Genomic DNA, 18,642 nt, shown 5'->3' with positions numbered 1-18,642 from the left:
ATTCAACTCAGGTCGACACTGACCCAGAAGCGGTTGTAACGACGCACCTTGAGCTTGAACGAGGTGGCCAGGGCCGACAGCGCCGCATCGCTGTCGGTGAGCGAGAACGTCCCGGAAACCCGTAGCCCTTCAAGCTCGCTGGAGTAGGACAACAGCCCAGGGCGGTAGCGACCGAGTTCGTCGAGCAACTCGCCCAGGCGCCAGTCCTCGACGATCAGGTGCCCACCGGTCCAGGCCGCTTCGCTGCTGGCGACGGCCTGCGCGGCCTGCACCGCATGGCTGTCGAACTGGCAACGCTGGCCGGCCTCGAGGCGTCGTGCCGGGGCCTGGCGCGGGTTGATGCGCACCGCATGCTCGAACACTTCGACCCGGCTGGCGGCCTCGCGCTGATCAACGCTGAAGCGCGTGCCCAGGGCTTCGACCAGGCCCTCGGCGGTTTCCACCCGCAACGGGCGCTGGCGGCCGTCTTTGCCGCTAGTAAGAAAAATCCGCCCGTGGCGCAGGCGAATCAGGCGTTGCTGATCATCGAAGCGGATGTCCACGGCGCTGGCGGTATCGAGCACCAGCTGGCTGCCGTCGGCGAGGTTCAGGTGACGGATTTCGCCGGTGGCGCTGTGCTCATCTGCCAGCCACTGCTGCGCCGGCTGGCTGCGGTAGCTGGCCCAGCCACCGAGGCCAAGGCCGCTGGCCAGCAGCAGGCCTTTGAGCACACTGCGCCGGGGCAGGCCCTGGGCTTCACTGCGTTGCAAGGTGTCGAAGGCCAGCGCCCCCGGCACACTGGCCAGGCGCCCCTGCAACTGCTCGACCCGTGCCCAGGCCCAGCGATGCTCGGCGGCGCTGGCCAGCCACACCTGCCAGGCCTGCTGCAGTTCGGCCGGGGCATCGCCGGCGGCCAGTTGCACATGCCAGCGGGCGGCGGCTTTGAGGGCCTGGCGTTGGCGTTCGCGGTCAGTCATGGCTGGGCATCGAAGGCGAGGAGCAGGCAGCGCTCGGTGGTCTTGATCAGGTATTTTTTCACCGTGGTCAGCGACACGCCCAAGGCAGCGGCGATTTCCACGTAGGTCATGCCCAGCCAGTTGGCCATCAGAAACGCCTTGCGCGCCTTGGCGCCACAGCCTGCCAGCAGTTGGTCGATTTCCCGCAGGGTTTCCAGAATCAACACCTGCTCTTCGGTGGAGATCTGCTCGGCTTCCGGCTGCGCGGCCAGGGCTTCGAGGTAGGCGCGTTCCAGTTGCTGACGGCGGAAATGATCGATCATCACCCGCCGCGCCACAGTTACCAGGTAATTGCGCGGCTCACGCAGCAAGCGCACCAGTTCCAGCGCCTCGGAGGAAGCGAGGATGCGCACGAAGGTGTCCTGCATCAGGTCGGCGGCGCGCTGCGGGCAGCTCAGGCGCCGGCGCAACCAGTGTTGCAGCCACACGTGATGGTGCTGGTAGAGCTGGCCGAGCTCGGCATTGGGCGGTGACGGCGGTGCGCTCATCCTGGCTGCATCCCGAAAAAATGATGCAGATGATAAGCATTCCCAAAAAACTTATAAAGGGTTGTTTTCACACTGCCGCCACCCGTGTTTACCAGAGGGCCAGGGTATAGCCGACGATCAGGCGGTTCTCGTCGATATCGGTGGTCAAGCCGCCGCTGGAGCGGAAGGTGGCATTGCGCAGGCGCACACTGACATTCTTCAGCGGCCCGCTTTGCACCACGTAGGCAATGTCGGTATCGCGCTCCCATTCCTTGCCGCCGCTGACACTGGCGGTCTCGATATGGCTGCCGTTGACGTAGCGGGTCATGAAGCTCAGGCCCGGCAGGCCGAGGGCGGCGAAGTTGTAGTCGTAGCGCGCTTGCCAGGCATCGGTCTCGGCCTTGGTGAAGACGTTGACGGTGACCAGGTTGACCGAATAAGGGTCCAGGCCCGGGTAGGCAAAATCGCCGTCGCCAGAAAGATTCTGGTAACCGAGGCCGAACTTGTGCGCGCCCACGCCCAAGGTCAGCATGCCGTTGAAGAAGCGGTTGTCGATCTTGCCACCATCGACCCGTGAGGTTGCGCGCAGGTTGTGGCTGCCCTGTTCGCGGGTGTCGAAGTAGCGCAGGTCGCTGCGCAGGTTGATGCCTTCGGCCAGGGGCAGGTCGTGGACCAGTCCGGCGTAGTGCTGGCGGTAGATGTCCTGCATTTGTGCGTAGTAGTAACTGACGGCCAGGCGCGGGTTGATCGCGTAGGTGCCGCCGGCCAGGTCCAGGTGGTTGCTTTCGACCCCGGCATAGCTCATCTCGTCGTTGCTCGAGGAGTCGCGCAGGTTCTGCTTTTCCAGGCGACCGAGGTTCAAGGTCAGGCCGTCGATGTCTTGCGAGGTCAGCAGGCCGCCGCTGTAGGTCGAGGGCAGCAGGCGTACGTCGTTGATCGCCGCCACCGGCAGCATCGGTTGCAGGGTGCCGAGCTTGAGGGTGGTCTTGCTGACGCGCAGCTTGGCGGTCAGGCCCAGCTCGCTGTAGTCGTCGACCGGCTCCTGGCTGGCGCCAAAGGGCAGCAGGCCGGTGCCACGGCGGTCGCGGCTGGAGTCGAGCTTGACCCCCAGCTCACCCAGGGCATCGAGGCCGAAGCCTACGGTGCCTTCGGTAAAACCCGACTCCATTTTCAGGATAAAACCCTGGGCCCACTCCCGCGCCTGGCTCTGCGGCGCACCGCTCTGGCGAAAGTCGCGGCTGAAATAGAAGTTGCGCGTCTCAAGGCTGGCCTTGCTGTCCTTGATGAACTCGGCCTGGGCCAGGTAGGGGGTGAATGCGGCGCACAGGCCGGCACTCACCGTCAGCGAACGGGGCAGAAGCATTAGGGCTACCTTTCTTGTTGTTGTGTGTGGCGGGTGCCAGGTGTCTCTGCCTATATTGTTAACATATTATCTTTATTTTTGAATAGACCTCTTTAGGGTGGAAATGGCCAGGAATGAAAAATAATTAAGATATTAATCCTTGGGTAACGGCCCCGGCCACATGCTGCGCAGCACGCCATCACGGCGGATCAGCCCGTGCACCAGCGCTGCGCCCAGGTGCACCAGCACGGTGGCAAACAGCACATAGGCCAGCCAAGCGTGGGCCTGGCGCAGCAGGGCATACAGCTGCAGGTCGTGGGGCAGCAGCGCCGGCAGCAGCGCCGGCAGTTGCAACGGCAGCGGGTAGCCACCGGCAGACTGCATGCCCCAGCCCAGCAGCGGCATCGCCAGCATCAACCCGTACAACAACAGGTGCGAAGCCTTGGCCGCCCAGCGCTGCGGTGCTGGCACGTCGGCGGGCAGCGGCGGGTGCGGCAGGCTCAGGCGCAGGCCGATGCGCACAATCACCAGCAGCAACAGCGCAAGGCCAATGGCCTTGTGCAGGCTGATCAACCAGGTATGGCGCGGCGACAGGTCGCTGACCATGCTCACGCCCACAAGCAGCATGGCCAGGATCAGCACGGCCATCAGCCAGTGCACGGCGCGGGCCAGGGGGTGGAAGGCAACAGGTTTCATGGGCGGGCTCCCAGCTGCGCGGCTTCACGGGCGCGACGGTTGAAGGATTCCGAGTAGGCCGCCGAGCGGGCTGCGAGGATCGGGTCTGCGGACGGCCGGATGCCGCTCGGCAGAATCAGCGGGTCGAAGTTCAGGTCGCGACAGGCGCCTTGCTCCGCGGCATCGACCTGGTCGATCACCAGGGTGCCGGCGTTCACCGTGGGCCGTTGCGCGGGCCAGGGCTGGCTGGGGTCATCGACGGCATCGCCGGCTTCGGCCAGGGTCAGTTGCAAGGTCCAGCGCAGCGGGCCCTGGCCCAGGCGCTGGCGCAGGTCGTGTTGCAGGTAGTCGCGATCATCGACCTGGGCCGGCAACGCGGCGAACGGCGTTTGCGGCAGCAGGCTCCAACGCACGAAGCGGGCACTACCAGCGGCGTCGATCAGGGCAAAGGCATTGATGCTGTTGTAGCTTGAGTTGGCGAAACTGTCCGAAGCTTTGTAGTCCTTGGCCCATTGGCGAAAGGCGGCGCTTTCCGGGTGGGCGGCGAAAAACGCCTGCAGGCGCGCTGGGTCCGGTTTGCCGGTGGCCGGGTCCGGGGTCATGGCCAGTACCTGCTGGTAGAAGGCTTCGGGCGTGCCTACCGCCAACACCGGTGGGGTATTCATGCCGGTTCGCCACAGTTGGCCATCGTCGCTGCTCAGTTGCAGCGCCAGGCTACGGGTCGGCACACTGGCATCGGCGCTGTGGGGGTTGGCGCCGCCGATGGCGAAGCGGCCGATCACCGGCACCCGGGCCTGGCTGAATGCCCGCGCGGTGGACAGCTTGGCCGCCGCGCCGCTGCTCTGGAAGTAGCCGCTGACGCACAGGCCCTTGGCGTGATTCTTACGGTAGCCGGGATAGTGCCCGGCCTGGTCTTCGAAGGTGTCGATAAAGCGCTTGGGGCTCAGGCGTTCGGCGCCGATCCAGCCTGCGGTGTAGGCAAAGCCAGCGGCCAGGGCCGCCAGCCCGAGGCCAATGGCAGCCAGGCGCAGGGCGCGGGGGCGGCCGTGTAACGGAGTGCTCATGGCGGTGATCCGGGTCAGTGAATGAGCCGGTACGACGCCGGTCGCAGAAATTTATTCCAACGCCCGGGAATAATTCTTCACCGCCAGCGTCTGCCTCGTACACTGATCGCCTACAGGCCAAGACTGCGGCAATGAACGAACTAGACGACGAGCAATTGCGCGAAATGCTTCAGCGCCTGCGCCGCTTCGCCCTGTGGCTGACGCGCGAGGCCAGCAGCGCCGATGACCTGGTCCAGGCCACCTTCGAGCGCGCCTTGAGCCGCCGCGGGCAACAGCGGCAAGAGGGCAGCTTGCGCGCCTGGTTGTTCTCGATCCTGTACCGGCAGTTTATCGACGGCAAACGCCGCGAACGCCGCCAGGCGCGCTGGCTGGCCTGGTTCGGCCGTGGCGAGGAGGCGGGCAGCAACACCGAAGACATCGTTATTGCCCAGTCGGGCCTGGCGGCGTTTGCGCAGTTGCCCACCGAGCAGCGCGCCTTATTGTTGTTGGTCAGCGTCGAAGGCCTGAGTTACAAGGAGGCCGCGCTGGCCCTGGATGTGCCGATTGGCACGGTGATGTCACGCTTGTCGCGCGCCCGTGCGGCCATGCGCGAACTGGCCGAGGGCAACACCCCGCCCGCGGCGCTGCGGAGGTTGAAATGAGCTTGATCCCGTCTGATCACGAATTACACGCCTATGTTGACGAGCGCCTGGACAGCGAGCGGCGCCGGGCGGTGGAGCTGTACCTGGCGGCCAACCCCGAACAGGCGGCGCGGGTCGAAGCCTGGCGCAACGATGCCCGCCAGTTGCGCGCGGCGCTGTCCGGCTTTGCCGGGCAGGCGCCCAACCCGCGCCTGGACCCGGCCAACGTACGCCGTGAGCTGCGCCGTCGGCGCCAGCGGCGCTGGGCCAGTGCTGCGGTGCTGCTGGTTACCCTGGGCATCGGCGGCCTGGGCGGCTGGCAAGGGCGCGAGGCGATTCTGCTGGCCAGTAACCCGCCGATGGCTGATGCCGTGCAGGCCCATCGGTTGTTCGCCGACGCCAAGGCCCTCGACCTCAGCGCCCAGGACCCGGCGCGCCTGCAGGCCTGGCTGGGCCAGCACTTTGCCCATGTCGGCAACCTGCCAGACCTTTCGGCCTACGGCTTCACCCCGGTGGGCGCGCGGCTGCTGAGCAACGAGCAGGGGCCGGCGGCGCTGCTGCTGTTCGAGGACGCCCAGGGCCAGCGGGTCAGCCTGTTCTTGCGCTCGCCGGGTGAGCATTACGCGCGCATGCCCAGTGGCGAGCGCACCGACGGCCAGTTGCAGGCCCGCTACTGGTCGCGAGGTGACTACAACTACGCCCTGGTCAGCGCCGCGTCTGACAGCCGCGGTGAGCAATTGCGTCAGGCCCTCGGTATCACTTTGTAGCTGGAATACCATTAGCGGCGTAAGCTCGAAACCGTTGTTCCTGTTGTCATTTCACTTCATTCGAGGTATCCGCCAATGAAGCGCATGCAAGGTTTGGTAATGGCCGCAGTGGTTCTGCTGGCCGGCCAAAGCGCGCAGGCTTCGGCACCAGAGGTAAAGGATGCGCGTCTGGTTGCCCATGAGCAGGCAGTGCAGGCCTATGCAGCAAGAACCGGCAAGACTGCCCCCACTATCCAGGACTTTACCTACGGCAAATCTGTGGATGTCGCCCGTCTGATCGAACAGACGCCCATGGCCCGCGGCTGCGAAGCGGCGCCGATGCTGATGACCTTCGAGGACTCCAGTGGCCAGCTGGTTACCCTGCGTTATCGGCTCGAAGGTCAGTGCCCGCGTTTTCAGTCAACGCGATAAAGCGCCCCGGCAGCGGCGAGGGATCGTCGCTGCGCCACATCAGGTACAGCCCCAGGCGCGGGCTGGCCTCGCGCAAGCGGCAAAAGCGTAGCCCTGGCTGGGCATTGGCCTGGGCGGCTGCGGCCGGCACCAGGGCGATGCTGAAGCCGCAACCGACCAGGTTGATCAGCGTTTGCAGTTGCGCCGCCTGCTGGCTGATGCGCGGGTAAAAACCCGCGCTTTGGCACAGGTCGAGCAGTTGCTGGTGATAGCCTGCGCCCAGGGCTTGTGGGGTGAAGACAAAATCTTCATCGGCAAAATCCGCCAGGCTGACAGCCGCTTCGCCAGCGCGCGGATGTTCACTCGGCAGTGCCAGCAAGATTTCTTCTTCCAGCAACAAACGGCTGCTCAGGCGTTCGCTCATCAGTGGCAACTGGCGGACCACGGCAATATCCAGTTGATCATCGAGCAACTGTTCGACCAACTGCGCCGACGACCCCTGTTGCAGCTCCAGCTGTACCTTGGGCCAGTCGCTGCGAAACTGCTTGAGCGCCTTGAGCAGCAGCGGATAGCCCGCCAGCGCCAGGCTGCCGATACGCAGTTGGCCGGCGATGCCTTCGGCGACGTGGCGTGCCTGGACGATGCCGTGCTCCAGGGCTGCCAGAGTCGCCCGCGCGGTATGCACAAAGCTCGCGCCGGCGGCCGTCAGCGCCACGCCTCGGGAGTGTCGGGTAAACAGGGCAAAGCCCAGGCGCTGCTCAAGCCGGGCGATGGCCTGGCTCAGCGGCGGCTGGGCCATGTGCAGGCGCTCGGCGGCGCGGTGAAAGTGCAACTCCTCGGCCACGGCGATGAACTGGCGCAGCAGGCGGGTTTCGATCACGGGGGGCGTCCTTGGATCAGAAAAGCAGCCTGATTATGACCGAAAAATCGCCGTCTCAGATTGATGGCACTTTGTATGCGCTCTAGTATCTGCCGATTTGCCCGAGCCAGAGGACAGTCCATGAACGCAACAGGGAGGTCGCGCAGCGATTTCACGCCATTGACGGCGGCGGAAAGTCATTTGCAGGCGCACTGCAAACACGGAACGCTAGCTCGATTCGGTTCATCGCGGCCGACCCAGGCAACGTTCGAAAACAGCATTCGAGCCGATTTTCTGCGTTTTTGCTGCTAGGCGGTGATCGTTCTGCCCCGGTTCATGAGTGTGGTGTGCAACTGGCCGGGGCTTACATCGTCGGAACGTTGGACTTGCGCAGCTCGGCAGTACCTCGTTCGATGACCCTGAGCGACTGTATGTTCAGTGATTCACCTAACTTTACCGATTCAAAGGTTTGCGGCTCACTGGTCATGTCTGGCTGCTCAAGCCCGGGCCTCGAGGCTGAACGGCTGGATGTTCGGGGAGCGGTGAATCTAAGTGAGTATCGTTGTTTCGGTCCAATGAACTTACGCGATGCCCAAGTGGGTGGAAGCCTGTACTTGGTCAGGGCCAGGTTGAATGGGCGCAAACAGGCTGCGTTGTTCGCTTCACGCGTCGAAATTGCAGGTTCGCTGGTGATGACGGATCTGATTGGCTTGGGCATGGTGTCGTTCCAGGAAGCCCGTATATCAGGTGAAGTGAATGGCCGAGGGGCGCGTCTCAATGGAAAAGGGGCTATCGCGCTACTGTTCGCCCATGCGCAGGTTGATTCGTCAGTCCGCCTTTCAGATGAGTTTAAGGCAAAGGGGGTAGTTGTCTGCCTGGGTATGAAAGTCGAAGGGGTACTCGATTGCAGTAATTCGATGTTTGACGGCAAGGGCGAGAAGTCACTGTTCTTCAACGAAGCCTGGGTGAAAGGCAATGTTTGTTTGAACAGCGCTTTCACGGCAAAGGGATCGGTTTGTTGTCAGAACGCCCGGATCGACGGCCAGTTGAATCTTGAAGACGCCAGCCTCAACGGCATGGGCGAATCGGCTCTGGATGCTGAAGGTTTGAAACTCAGGCAGGACCTGGGCATGAAAGGCGATTTTGCTGCCATAGGTGAGATTCGTCTATTAGGGGCCCGTATTGATGGGCAACTAGTTTGTGAGGGACGTATAGAAGGGCAACAAAATGTAGCCTTGTTTGCCGATGGTGTTGGTGTTGCGGGAGGCGTGTTTTTCAGCAAGGGTTTCCACGCGCTGGGCGAGGTACGTCTGGTTCGGGCCCGGATCGATGGGCAGCTGAATTTTAACGGCGGTGTGATCGATGGGCAGGGTAGCGATGCGCTGTCGGCTGACGGCATGGTTCTTCAAGGAGATCTTTTTCTTCACCGGGGGTTCAAGGCAACGGGGGCGTTTCGTCTCATGGGGGCTCAGATCGACGGTGGCCTGATGTGTGGGAAAGCTGAATTGGAGGGCGACGAAGATATCTCTCTGGCCGCGGCAAGGGTGGAGGTGAAGGGGCAGGTCAGGCTAGGTGATGGTTTCCATGCGCACAAAGCGGTGAGTTTCGACGGTGCCAGGCTAGCCGGCAGCTTCGATTGCAGCAGAGCCCGGTTTGCCGACGAGAAAAAGGTGTCACTGGATCTGGAAGGAATGCATCTGGAGGGGCCGTTGATTCTCAGGGCGCTGGATCATCCATTGAGTAACGCCACGTTCGCCGGTGCAAGAGTTGGTGAGCTGGACGACGACGAAGACACCTGGGGCGACAACATCGTGCTCAACGGCCTGGACTACCAGTCCCTGGCGGCGAGTGCACCAGTCAACGCTGCGTTCAGGGTCGCGTGGCTGGGCAAGCAGGTCCCCGCACTGTCGCTGGTAGGCCATCCTGCGAGTCCTGGCGATGACTTTCGCCCCCAACCCTGGCGCCATCTGCAACACGTGTTCGAGAACATGGGGCATACCGCCGAGGCCCGTGAAGTGGGGGTCGCATTTGAACGGAAACTGCGCGACATCGGCCATATTGGTCAGCCGCCACAGAACTGGTGGAAATGGACACATCCGATATACACAAGCACGGCCAGAGGCTTGCACTGGCTCTACGGTCGACTCACCGGTTTCGGCTACCGCCCGATGCAACTACTGGTCTGGTTTCTGGCGATCTGGTTAATCTGCGCTGGCTTCTATTGGTACGCTGCTTCGCAACAACGTGTGTTCGGCCCGAGCAACCCGCTGGTGTTCCAGCATGACGCCTACTTCGATTGTCGACCAGACCGGGGCGACGCCTGGCGGCAGGCCAATCCGGGGCTGGAGACGCCGCCCACCTATTATGGCAATGGCAACTGGTACCTGTGCCAAACCCTGCGTGAGGAATACACCGGCTTCAGCCCCCTGGCCTATTCCCTGGATGTACTGATGCCCCTGGTCGACCTGCAGCAGGAGTCGGACTGGGCGCCGCTGGTGCCGACACCCAAGCAAGGGTATTGGGACGAGTTCACATCATTTGGCTGGAAGCATTTCGTGCGCCTGCTGATCTGGTTCGAAATTCTGATTGGCTGGGGTATCAGCTTGCTGATGGTTGCCATCGTCTCCGGCCTGGCGCGCCGCAGCGAGTAGTGCCCGGGAGCCGCCGATATCCCACGGATATCGGCGACCCTGTTCGATAGTATTCAACTTTGCAGCGCTCACTGGCTAGGCTGAACGGCCATCAGGAGACTGCTTGTGACCCCATTCAGAACCGTACTCATCACCGGCGGCGCCCGTGGCCTGGGCCTGGCCTATGCCCGCGCCCTGGCACAAACCGGTGCGCAGGTGGTAATCAGCGACCTTGGCACCGACCGCGAAGGTTGTGGCCACGATGCTTCGATTGCCGAGGGCGCCGCCGAACTGTTGCGCAATGAAGGCCACCAGGTGATTGGTCACAGCGCCGACCTTAGCGATGAGCAAGCGTGCCGACAGTTGATCAGCAAGGTGCTCGACACCTTCGGCGGCCTCGATGCGCTGATCCATAACGCCGGCTGGGTCGGTTACCAGAACATCGAAGACTGCAGCAGCGAATTCATCGAGCGCGCCCTGGCCATCAACGTGCACGCGCCGCTGTGGTTGAGCAAGCACGCCTGGCCGGCGCTCAAGGCGTCTGGCAGCGGGCGCATCGTGCTCACGACCTCGGACCGGGCCATGTACCTGCGCCATGCGCAAACCGGCCTGGGTGCCTACGCCGCCGGCAAGATGGCGCAACTGGGGATCATGAACGCCCTGGCCGCCGAGGGCGCCGAGCACGGGATTGCCGTCAACGCGATTTCGCCGGTGGCGCGCACGCGCATGTGGGGTCAGCAGGGCGAGCCCGAAGACCTCAAGCCCGAGTGGGTTGTGCCCGGGGTGTTGTACCTGGCCTCGGCAGACTGCCAGGACAGCGGCTACATCCTGCGTGCCAGCAACGGCCAGTTCTGCGCCACGCGCTTCGAGGAAAACCCGCAGGTGGACTATCCACGCGAGCTGCGCGGGGTGTCGGCCGGCACCGTGCGCGAGGTGCGGCAACGCTGGCAGATGATAAAAGCCATGTAATAGCGCTTGGTTTGCATCAGGGTATTAATTAGAATCAATCTCATTTGAGTCTAATCCATCCAGGTGCGTTGACATGAGCGAAGCGGCGGGCCCCACCGAGCAGACCCTGCAGGGCCTCTACCGAGAGCATCGCAGTTGGCTGGAGCGCTGGCTGTACCAGCGCCTGGGCAACCGCTGGGATGCCGCCGACCTCAGCCAGGATACTTTCCTGCGCGTGCTGGCAAGCCCCCAGGTGCTGAGCGAGTTACGCGAGCCACGGGCCTATCTGCTGACCGTCGGCAAGCGTTTGCTGGTCAACTTCCACAAGCGCCGCAGCCTGGAGCGTGCCTACCTCGAGGCTCTGGCCAGCCTGCCCGAGGCCCTGATGCCTTCGCCAGAGCAGCGTTGGTTGCTGCTGGAAACCCTGCAAGCCCTGGACGAACTGCTCGACGGTTTGCCGGCGGCGGTGCGTCGGGCGTTTCTCTGGTCGCAGCTTGAAGGCCTGAATTACGCACAGATCGCCGAGCGCCTGGCTGTCAGTGAACGTACGGTCAAACGCTACATGGCCCAGGCTTATGAGCATTGCCTGCTGGTTGAACTATGAACCGCACCTTCAGCCGCGAAGCCCGGCAACTGGCGCGCACCGCCGCGCACTGGCTGGCCTTGCTCGATTCCGGGCAGGCCAGCGCCGAGGATTTGCAGCGTCTGCAGCACTGGCGCGCGGCCAATGCCCAGCACGAGCAGATCTGGCAGCGCGCCGAGGGCTTGCGCCAGCGTTTCCAGGATGTGCCGCCAACCCTGGCCATGGCCAGCCTCGACCGTCCCGAAGCCAACCGTCGAACCCTGCTCAAGCGTGGCCTGGCTTTGGCGCTGGTGTTGCCCGCCGGCTGGCTGCTCAGCCAGCAGGTGCCGCTGCAGGCCCTGCGCGCCGACCTGCGCACCGCTGTGGGCGAGCGCCGTGGCGTGCGTCTGGCCGATGGCAGCTTGTTGCAGTTGAACACGGCAACCGCCGTCAACCTTGACCTTGCTCACCAGCGCCTGACCCTGGTCGAGGGCGAAATCGCCCTGAGCGTCAGCCGCGCCCAGGCGCTGCACGTTGACCTTGGCATGGCCCGGGTGAGCGTCGGCCAGGCCCAGGTGTGCCTGCGGCGCGACGCCGAGCAGTGTCGCATCGCCGTGCTCCAGGGCGCAGTGCAGGTGCAGCCGCGCCAGGGCCCGGCGCTGGCCTTGCAGGTCGGCGATCAGCTGACTATCACCGCCGACGGCAGTGGCGCCATGGACCGTTTCGACCCCCACCAGCCGGACTGGCGCGATGGCGTTCTGAGTGTCAACAACCAGCCGCTGGCGCAGTTTTTGCGTGAGCTGTCGCGTTACCGACCGGGCTGGCTGCACTGGGAGCCGGCGCTGGAAACGCTGCGCGTCACCGGCACGTTCCGCCTGGATGATACCGATCGGGTGCTGGCCCTGCTGGCGGCCAGCCTGCCGGTAGCGGTACAGGCGCGCAGCCGCTACTGGGTGACCCTGGTGGCCCGCGAGAAAACCGTGTGAGCGGTGCCGTGCTGTTGGTCGCCTGACATTTTTACCAGTAGCGCGCTGCCTTGCGGTTGGTGATGATGCCGGTTCAAAGGCTGGAGCCATACCGACATGGACGAGAACAACAAAGAGCGCCTTCGCCTGTATCAACCTGGAGACACTGTGGTGCTGTATGGCTGTTTTGCCGCCGAGTACGGGGTGATGGAAACCCAGTCAGGCGTGGTGCGCAGCATCGACTGGTGCACCCACCAGTTGCAGCTGTACTTCGCCTGCGATGATGAATGCCGCTGCATTCCATTCGCCAGCATCACTGCGGTGCTGGCGCCGGGTCGTTGCAGCGTCGCTGCAGGTGATCAAGGCTGAGCTTGCCTCAGGGCAGCTCGATCTGCGCGCAAAGGCCGCCGCCGTCGCGGTTGCTCAAGGTCAGGCGGCCGCCGATGGCCTGGGTCAGCTGCGCGGCGATGGCCAGGCCCAGGCCGGTACCGCCGGTGCTGCGGTTGCGCGAGTTCTCTACCCGGTAGAACGGTTGCAGCACCGCGTCGAGCTCTTCGGCGGGTATCCCCGGGCCCTGGTCGAGCACGCGAATCAGCGTGCCGTTGTTGGCGCCGCTGCGCACCTCGAGCTGCGCCGCGCCGGCAAACTTCAGGGCGTTGTCGATCAGGTTCACCAGCACCCGGCGCAAGGCTTGCGGGCGGGTTTCGAGCAGCGCGCCGGTCTTGCCGTGCAGCTCGACCTGCTGGCCGCTGTCCTGGTAGTCGAACACCAGGCTGTCGAGCAAGGCATCGAGGTTGACCCGGCACGGTGCCTCGCTGTTGCCATCGATGCTGCGGGCGTAGGCGACGCCTTCACGCACCAGGTGTTCCATGGCCTCCAGGTCGCTCCAGAGCTTGTCGCGATCACTGCTGCTGTCCATAGCCTCGACCCGCAGCTTCATCCGCGTGATCGGCGTTTGCAGGTCATGGGAGATCGCCGCCAGCAGTTGCATGCGCTCTTTCAGGTAGGCGCCGATACGTGCCTGCAAGGTATTGAAGGCCACTGCGGCATACACCACTTCCCGCGGGCCGCTTTCGTCCAGTTGCGGCCCCGGGGCATTGGGGTCGAGCTGGTCGACCGCTTCGGCCAGGCGGGTCAGCGGGCGGATCGCGGTTTTGACCGCCAGCCAGGTGCACAGCAACAGCAGCGCCAGCTGGATCAGCAGCACCACCGGCAGCCAGCTCGACATCGGCACCGGCGCCGGGGTGACGTCGACGCTCAACGGTGCGCCGTCGGCCAGGCGCAGGTGCACCTGGAAGTGCGGCGTGGGCCCGGGGATGCTCTGGTAGTCCAGGGCGTACTGGCCGCCCAGGGCTTTGCCGATGGACAGTGCGGCCATGGGCGCGTCATCCATGCTCAGCCGCTGGCCGGGTTCGCCGGCATCCAGGCGGTAGCGATAGGTGCGCCGCTCCAGGCGCGGCAGCCAGGCGGCGCGTTCGGCGGCCGGCAGGCGGTCGAGAATGGCCACCGAGGTAGCGACGTCCTGCTCGAGGTTACTGAGCATCATCGAGCGCGAGCTCTGGTAGCGCTCGTAGAACTGGAAGCTGAACGACAAACCGTAGGCCAACACCAGGCCGGTGAAGAAGATCAGCGCCAGGCGCGAGGCGAGGGTGCGCGGCCAACGCAGCAGGCTGCCCATGTTCAGGCCTCGACCCGCTGCACGGGCAAGGCGAACACGTAGCCCTCGCTGCGTACCGTCTTGATATAGGCCGGCTCGCGGGCGTCATCCTGCAGGCGCTGGCGCAGGCGGCTGACCAAAAGGTCGATGGAGCGGTCGAAGATATCCGCCTCGCGGCCCTGGGTCAGGTTGAGCAGTTGCTCGCGGCTGAGCACCCGTTGCGGATGGTCGAGGAACACCCGCAGCAGCCGGTACTCGGCGCCGCTCAGGGCCACCAGGGTGCCGTTGGCGTCGAGCAGGTGGCGCGCGGTGGTGTCCAGGCGCCAGTGGCCGAAACCGAGCAGGCGGCTGCTTTCGCTGATGCTCAGGTTTGGCGGCAGCATGCGCGTGCGGCGCAGCACGGCGTTGATCCGCGCCAGCAGCTCGCGGGCCGAGAACGGCTTGCTCAGGTAGTCGTCGGCGCCCATTTCCAGGCCGATGATGCGGTCGGTTTCATCGTTGCGGGCGGTCAGCATCAGTACCGGCGTGGCCTTGTGCTTGCCGGCGCGCAGCTCGCGGCACAGCAGCAGGCCATCGTCACCGGGCATCATGATGTCGAGCACGATCAGGTCGACCACATTGGACTCGAGAAAGGCGCGCATCTGCCGGCCGTCGGCGACGATGGTGGTGCGCAGCCCGTTCTTTTTCAGGTAGTTGCCTACCAGCTCCCTGATCTCGCGATCGTCGTCGACGACCAGGATGTGATCGACATGTTCCATCGTCCGGCTCCCGCTGTGGTGGTGGCGGCAAGTGTATAGAGCCGGGCAGGGCTTGCCTGCCGGGCTTTGTATTGCAGTGTATCTGCTGCGGCCATAGATACCTGGCGAGGCAAAGCGGGCCGATCCGGACACATTGGCGATACCTGGCGGGCCTGAAATAGCCAGCAACGGGTGGCAGCCGCCACCTCTGTGCAAACTGATTCGGGAGTACCGCCATGAACCTCAAGACCCTTGCCACTGCGAGCCTGTTGACCCTGTTCAGCCTCGGCACCGTTGCCGCCCAGGCTAGCGAAGCGGTGGTGGTACAGCAATATCGTTACGGCCAGCAACTGGATGTGCACAAGGTCCTGGCCTTGCACGAGGACAGCAGCATGGGCTGCGGCGTGGTCAACGCTCAGATGGACTACCTTGATTCCCAGGGCAAGGAACACCGCCTGCAGTACCAGAAATTTGCCAGTGACTGCCATGAAGGCGGTTAAGCCATCGATCAGGGAGGTTCGTCCATGAACATCAATTTCAACACAAATCGCCGTCGGGCCCTGGGCATCGCCGCACTGCTGGCCGTGCTGCTGGCGCTGGCGGGCCTGGGAAATCGCCTGTTCGCCGGCACGCCGGCAAGCCTTGAGACACTGGGGCCGATGCCGGAACTGGCCGGCGCCGTGCAGTGGCTCAACTCGCCACCACTGGACCGCGCAGCGCTCAAGGGCAAGGTGGTGCTGGTGGACTTCTGGACCTACGAGTGCATCAATTGCCGGCGCAGCCTGCCGCACGTCAACACCTGGGCCAAGCGTTACGCCGACCAGGGCCTGGTGGTGATCGGCGTGCATACGCCGGAATACCCTGAAGAGCGGGTAGTCGACAATGTGCGTGCGCAAGTGACGAAACTGGGTATCGGCTACCCGGTGGCCATCGACAACGACTATGCGATATGGAACGCCTTCGGCAACCAGTTCTGGCCGGCGCACTACATCGTCGATGGCAGCGGCCAGGTGCGCTATGTGCACTTTGGCGAAGGCGCCTACGACACCCAGGAGCAAGTCATCCAGCAACTGCTCAAGGAGCGTGACGGGCAGGCGGGGTGAAGATGCTCGGGTGGCGCTGGCCTCATCGCGGGTCAAGCCCGCTCCTGCAGAGGACCTTGGCCAGTTGCCGGATTGCGGTTTCGATTTCACTGGCTGTCAGCGATGAATAGCCCAGCAGCCAGCCCTGCTGTTTATGTTCACCGGCATACAAACGGCTGAGCCCGGGTAGCTGCACACCGGCGCGGGCGGCCAGATTCATGGTGTGTTGCTCTGTCCAGCCTGGCTCGAGCACGCAGGGGATCTGCAGGCCTCCCGGCGGGCGCATGGCGGTGACGACGCCCGCCAGGTGCTTGCCAATCGCATCAAGCAGGCAGGCCCGGCGCCCGGCGTAGAGTTTGCGCATGGCGCGGATGTGGGCGTTGTAGTGGCCGTCGTCCATGAAGCGCGCCAGGGTCAGTTGCAGCACCTGCGGGGTGTGCCCGTCGATGATGCTGCGCGCCGCGCTGAAGGGCGCTACCAGCTCCGGCGGCAAGACCATGTAGCCGATGCGCAGGCCGGGGTAGAGGGTCTTGCTGAAGGTGCCGATGTAGAGGGTGCGCTGCTGGCTGTCCAGGCCCTGCACGCAGGCGGTGGGCAGGCCGTCGTAGTGGAACTCGCTGTCGTAGTCGTCCTCGATGATCCACTTGCCGTTCTGCGCCGCCCAGTCGATCAGCTCCAGGCGTCGCGCAAGGCTCAGGGTCGCGCCTGTGGGGTACTGGTGCGATGGCGTGACGTAGACGCAACTGGCGCCGCTGCGGTCGGCGCGCAGCAGGTCGGTGCGGATGCCGTGGGCGTCGACGTCGATCGGCACGATCCGCGCCTGCGCCGCTTCAAAGGCCTTCTTCGCGCCGAAGTAACCGGGGTTTTCCAGCAGGATCGGCTTGCCGGCATCCACCAGCATTTGTGCGCACAGGAACAGTGCCTGGCGGGTGCTGCTGAGCACCAGTACCTGCTCGGGCATCACCTTGGCGCCACGTTCGAGGTTCAGGTAGGTGGCGATGGCCTTGCGCAGGGCTTCGCTGCCCTGCGGGTCGCCGTGCAGCAGGACGTTGCCGCGATGGTCCTTCACGGCCTGGCGCTGCAGGCGTTCCCAGACTGCAAGGGGGAACGAGCGGGTTTCTGGCAGGCCGGTGGCAAAGGCCTTGATCACCTGCTGGTCGCTGACGCCGCCGTTGTCGAACAGTGCCCGTCCGCGCAGGCTCAAGCCCTGGCCGGGCTCGAGATCACTGCGTTTTTGCGCCCCGGCCTTGATGCGCCGTTGCCCGCTGCCACGCAGTTGCGCGCCGAGGTTGTCCGGCACATAACTGCCCGAGCCTGCGCGGCGGACGATATAGCCGTCGCGCTGCAGCTGCACGTAGGCGTTCTCGACGGTGTCGCGGGCGACGCCCAGCGATTTGGCCAGGGCACGGCTGGCCGGCAGCTTGACGCCAGCGGACAGCGCCCCTTCAAGGATCAGCGCGCGCAGCGCACGCTGGATGCGCTGGTGCAGGTCCAGCGCTGCGAACTCGGCGTCATTGACGCGCATCTTCAGGGTTTCAAGCTCGAACGTGGTTGCCATGTGGTCTGCCGCAAGTGAAGAAACTGGCCTGAACGGGCAGGCCAGTCTATTCGTACACTCGGTCGCTCGTCACTGCCTCTTCGCAAGGAACCCTGCCGCCATGTCTACTTCAGCACTACGCCCCGGCGACCTCATGCCCCCGCTCATTGCCGGTCTCATCTCGGTTATCGTCAATTATGGCGGAACCTTCATCCTGGTTTTCCAAGCGGCCAAGGTCGCTGGTTTGAGCCCGGCCCTCACGGCTTCCTGGGTATGGTCGGTATCCATCGGCGTGGGGGTTACCGGGCTGTTGCTCAGTTGGCTCAGCCGCCAGCCGATCATCACCGCCTGGTCGACACCGGCCGCCGCCTTCCTGGTGGTGGCCCTGGCCAGTACGCCCTACGCCGAAGCGGTGGGCGCCTACCTGATCTCGGCAGCCGCGTTTGTGCTGCTGGGCTTATCGGGCTGTTTCGACAAGCTCATCCGCCTGATCCCGCCGGGCATTGCGGCGGGGCTGCTGGCCGGGATCCTGCTGCAATTCGGCATCGGTGCCTTTGCCGGGCTCAGCGTCGACCCGTTGCTGGCCGCGCTGCTGATCGTGGCCTATCTGCTCTTCAAGCGCTTCAGTGCGCGCTATGCGGTGGTCGGCATCCTGCTGCTGGGGCTGGGCTTTTTGCTGATGCGCGGGCAGGTCGAGCTGTCAGGGCTGCGCTTGCAACTGGCGACGCCGGTCTTCACCGCGCCGGCGTTTTCATTCAATGCCATGCTCAGCGTGGCCCTGCCGCTGTTCCTGATTACCCTGACCGGACAGTACATGCCCGGCATGCTGGTGCTGCGCAATGACGGCTTCAAGGCCAGTGCCAACCCTATTGTCGCCGTTACCGGGCTGGGCTCGTTGTTGATGGCGCCGTTCGGCTCCCACGCCTTCAACATCGCCGCGATCACCGCGGCGATCTGCACCGGCAAGGAAGCCCACGAAGAACCTGCCAAGCGCTGGATCGCCGGGGTGGCGGCGGGCGTGTTCTACATTCTTGTCGGCGTCTTCGGGGTAACCCTGGCCGCACTGTTCATGGCCTTCCCGGCCACTTTCATCAGCACCCTGGCGGGGCTTGCGCTGCTGGGCACCATTGGCAGCAGCCTGGCCAATGCCATGGCCGATGCGAAAACCCGCGAAGCGTCGTTGATCACCTTTCTGGCTGCGGCCGCCAATATCAGTTTGCTCGGTATCGGCGGGGCGTTCTGGGGGCTGGTGATCGGCCTGGGCGCTTATGCCGTGCTCAATGGCCGCTTGCCGCGCCGGGAGCGGGCAGGGGTGATCGGTGCCAGCAATGGCGAGGGGTAAGGC

Annotated in this window: 20 protein-coding genes; 11 read left to right on the top strand and 9 right to left on the bottom strand. The window is 64.4% G+C overall.

Annotated features, from left to right (window positions below; all coding sequences use genetic code 11):
- Positions 1–2: 2 nt before the first annotated feature.
- The 5 genes from LOY22_RS16430 to LOY22_RS16410 all read right to left on the bottom strand — a co-directional run bounded on the left by LOY22_RS16430 (position 3) and on the right by LOY22_RS16410 (position 4,543).
- The gene (locus tag LOY22_RS16430; protein ID WP_093381347.1) at positions 3–956 is read right to left on the bottom strand and encodes a FecR domain-containing protein; all 954 of its coding nucleotides are present in this window, start codon (positions 954–956) and stop codon (positions 3–5) included.
- Positions 953–1,483 carry a sigma-70 family RNA polymerase sigma factor gene (locus LOY22_RS16425; RefSeq protein ID WP_045194244.1) on the bottom strand — a complete coding sequence of 177 codons (531 nt, stop codon included), beginning with the start codon at positions 1,481–1,483 and terminating at the stop codon, positions 953–955. Before LOY22_RS16425 ends, LOY22_RS16430 begins: the two co-directional genes overlap by 4 nt.
- Before the next feature lie 88 nt (positions 1,484–1,571).
- Entirely contained in the window at positions 1,572–2,825 is a 1,254-nt protein-coding gene (locus tag LOY22_RS16420; RefSeq protein WP_093381349.1) for an OprD family porin, read from the bottom strand.
- Positions 2,826–2,957: 132 nt separating this feature from the next.
- A complete protein-coding gene (locus LOY22_RS16415) occupies positions 2,958–3,500 on the bottom strand; it encodes a cytochrome b (RefSeq protein WP_258594011.1) in 543 nt (180 codons plus the stop codon).
- Positions 3,497–4,543 (bottom strand): catalase family peroxidase, encoded by a 1,047-nt coding sequence (locus tag LOY22_RS16410; RefSeq protein WP_258594009.1) that lies wholly within the window; start codon positions 4,541–4,543, stop codon positions 3,497–3,499. The genes LOY22_RS16415 and LOY22_RS16410 overlap by 4 nt, the downstream gene beginning before the upstream one ends.
- Positions 4,544–4,674: 131 nt before the next feature.
- On the opposite strand from LOY22_RS16410, the gene LOY22_RS16405 reads away from it, so the two are divergent.
- The 3 genes from LOY22_RS16405 (at position 4,675) to LOY22_RS16395 (ending at position 6,341) form a co-directional block, all read left to right on the top strand.
- Positions 4,675–5,184, top strand: a complete 510-nt coding sequence (locus LOY22_RS16405; RefSeq protein ID WP_258594008.1) for a sigma-70 family RNA polymerase sigma factor — start codon at positions 4,675–4,677, stop codon at positions 5,182–5,184.
- Positions 5,181–5,930 (top strand): anti-sigma factor, encoded by a 750-nt coding sequence (locus LOY22_RS16400; protein WP_213603944.1) that lies wholly within the window; start codon positions 5,181–5,183, stop codon positions 5,928–5,930. The genes LOY22_RS16405 and LOY22_RS16400 overlap by 4 nt, the downstream gene beginning before the upstream one ends.
- 75 nt (positions 5,931–6,005) lie before the next feature.
- The gene (locus LOY22_RS16395) at positions 6,006–6,341 is read left to right on the top strand and encodes a DUF2790 domain-containing protein (RefSeq protein WP_093381359.1); all 336 of its coding nucleotides are present in this window, start codon (positions 6,006–6,008) and stop codon (positions 6,339–6,341) included.
- Here LOY22_RS16395 and LOY22_RS16390 read toward each other — a convergent pair.
- A complete protein-coding gene (locus LOY22_RS16390; protein ID WP_258594004.1) occupies positions 6,286–7,200 on the bottom strand; it encodes a LysR substrate-binding domain-containing protein in 915 nt (304 codons plus the stop codon). The two genes, LOY22_RS16395 and LOY22_RS16390, sit on opposite strands and share 56 nt — an antisense overlap.
- Before the next feature lie 410 nt (positions 7,201–7,610).
- Here LOY22_RS16390 and LOY22_RS16385 point away from each other — a divergent pair, with 410 nt between their 5' ends.
- The 5 genes from LOY22_RS16385 (at position 7,611) to LOY22_RS16365 (ending at position 12,653) form a co-directional block, all read left to right on the top strand.
- Positions 7,611–9,830 (top strand): hypothetical protein, encoded by a 2,220-nt coding sequence (locus tag LOY22_RS16385; protein WP_258594002.1) that lies wholly within the window; start codon positions 7,611–7,613, stop codon positions 9,828–9,830.
- 105 nt (positions 9,831–9,935) lie between these two features.
- A complete protein-coding gene (locus tag LOY22_RS16380; RefSeq protein ID WP_258594000.1) occupies positions 9,936–10,778 on the top strand; it encodes an SDR family NAD(P)-dependent oxidoreductase in 843 nt (280 codons plus the stop codon).
- A 73-nt stretch (positions 10,779–10,851) separates the two neighbouring features.
- Entirely contained in the window at positions 10,852–11,361 is a 510-nt protein-coding gene (locus tag LOY22_RS16375; RefSeq protein ID WP_045194228.1) for a sigma-70 family RNA polymerase sigma factor, read from the top strand.
- Positions 11,358–12,305 (top strand): FecR domain-containing protein, encoded by a 948-nt coding sequence (locus LOY22_RS16370; RefSeq protein WP_213603950.1) that lies wholly within the window; start codon positions 11,358–11,360, stop codon positions 12,303–12,305. Before LOY22_RS16375 ends, LOY22_RS16370 begins: the two co-directional genes overlap by 4 nt.
- Before the next feature lie 96 nt (positions 12,306–12,401).
- On the top strand, positions 12,402–12,653 hold the full coding sequence (locus LOY22_RS16365) for a hypothetical protein (protein WP_093381367.1): 252 nt from the start codon (positions 12,402–12,404) through the stop codon (positions 12,651–12,653).
- A 7-nt stretch (positions 12,654–12,660) separates the two neighbouring features.
- Here the strand turns inward: LOY22_RS16365 and LOY22_RS16360 are convergent, their stop codons facing one another.
- Positions 12,661–13,950, bottom strand: coding sequence for a HAMP domain-containing sensor histidine kinase (locus tag LOY22_RS16360; RefSeq protein WP_213604400.1), 1,290 nt, complete (start codon positions 13,948–13,950; stop codon positions 12,661–12,663).
- Positions 13,951–13,964: 14 nt separating this feature from the next.
- Positions 13,965–14,699: a response regulator gene (locus LOY22_RS16355; RefSeq protein WP_258593996.1), complete on the bottom strand. Its 735-nt coding sequence runs from the start codon at positions 14,697–14,699 to the stop codon at positions 13,965–13,967.
- Between the two features lie 215 nt (positions 14,700–14,914).
- On the opposite strand from LOY22_RS16355, the gene LOY22_RS16350 reads away from it, so the two are divergent.
- Together LOY22_RS16350 and LOY22_RS16345 are read left to right on the top strand one after the other, a co-directional pair.
- On the top strand, positions 14,915–15,178 hold the full coding sequence (locus tag LOY22_RS16350) for a DUF2790 domain-containing protein (protein WP_093381371.1): 264 nt from the start codon (positions 14,915–14,917) through the stop codon (positions 15,176–15,178).
- A 24-nt stretch (positions 15,179–15,202) separates the two neighbouring features.
- Positions 15,203–15,781, top strand: coding sequence for a thioredoxin family protein (locus tag LOY22_RS16345; RefSeq protein WP_258593994.1), 579 nt, complete (start codon positions 15,203–15,205; stop codon positions 15,779–15,781).
- Between the two features lie 22 nt (positions 15,782–15,803).
- Here the strand turns inward: LOY22_RS16345 and LOY22_RS16340 are convergent, their stop codons facing one another.
- Positions 15,804–17,318, bottom strand: a complete 1,515-nt coding sequence (locus LOY22_RS16340) for a PLP-dependent aminotransferase family protein (RefSeq protein WP_258593992.1) — start codon at positions 17,316–17,318, stop codon at positions 15,804–15,806.
- A 100-nt stretch (positions 17,319–17,418) separates the two neighbouring features.
- Between LOY22_RS16340 and LOY22_RS16335 the strand changes: the two genes are divergently transcribed.
- Complete coding sequence (locus LOY22_RS16335; RefSeq protein ID WP_093381377.1) at positions 17,419–18,639, top strand: benzoate/H(+) symporter BenE family transporter; 1,221 nt, start codon at positions 17,419–17,421, stop codon at positions 18,637–18,639.
- The last annotated feature ends 3 nt before the right edge of the window (positions 18,640–18,642 follow it).

It is taken from the genome of Pseudomonas sp. B21-035, assembly GCF_024748945.1.
Lineage (GTDB): Bacteria > Pseudomonadota > Gammaproteobacteria > Pseudomonadales > Pseudomonadaceae > Aquipseudomonas.
Note: the sequence above shows the minus strand (reverse complement) of the source record. Positions and strands in the feature narration are given on the sequence as shown.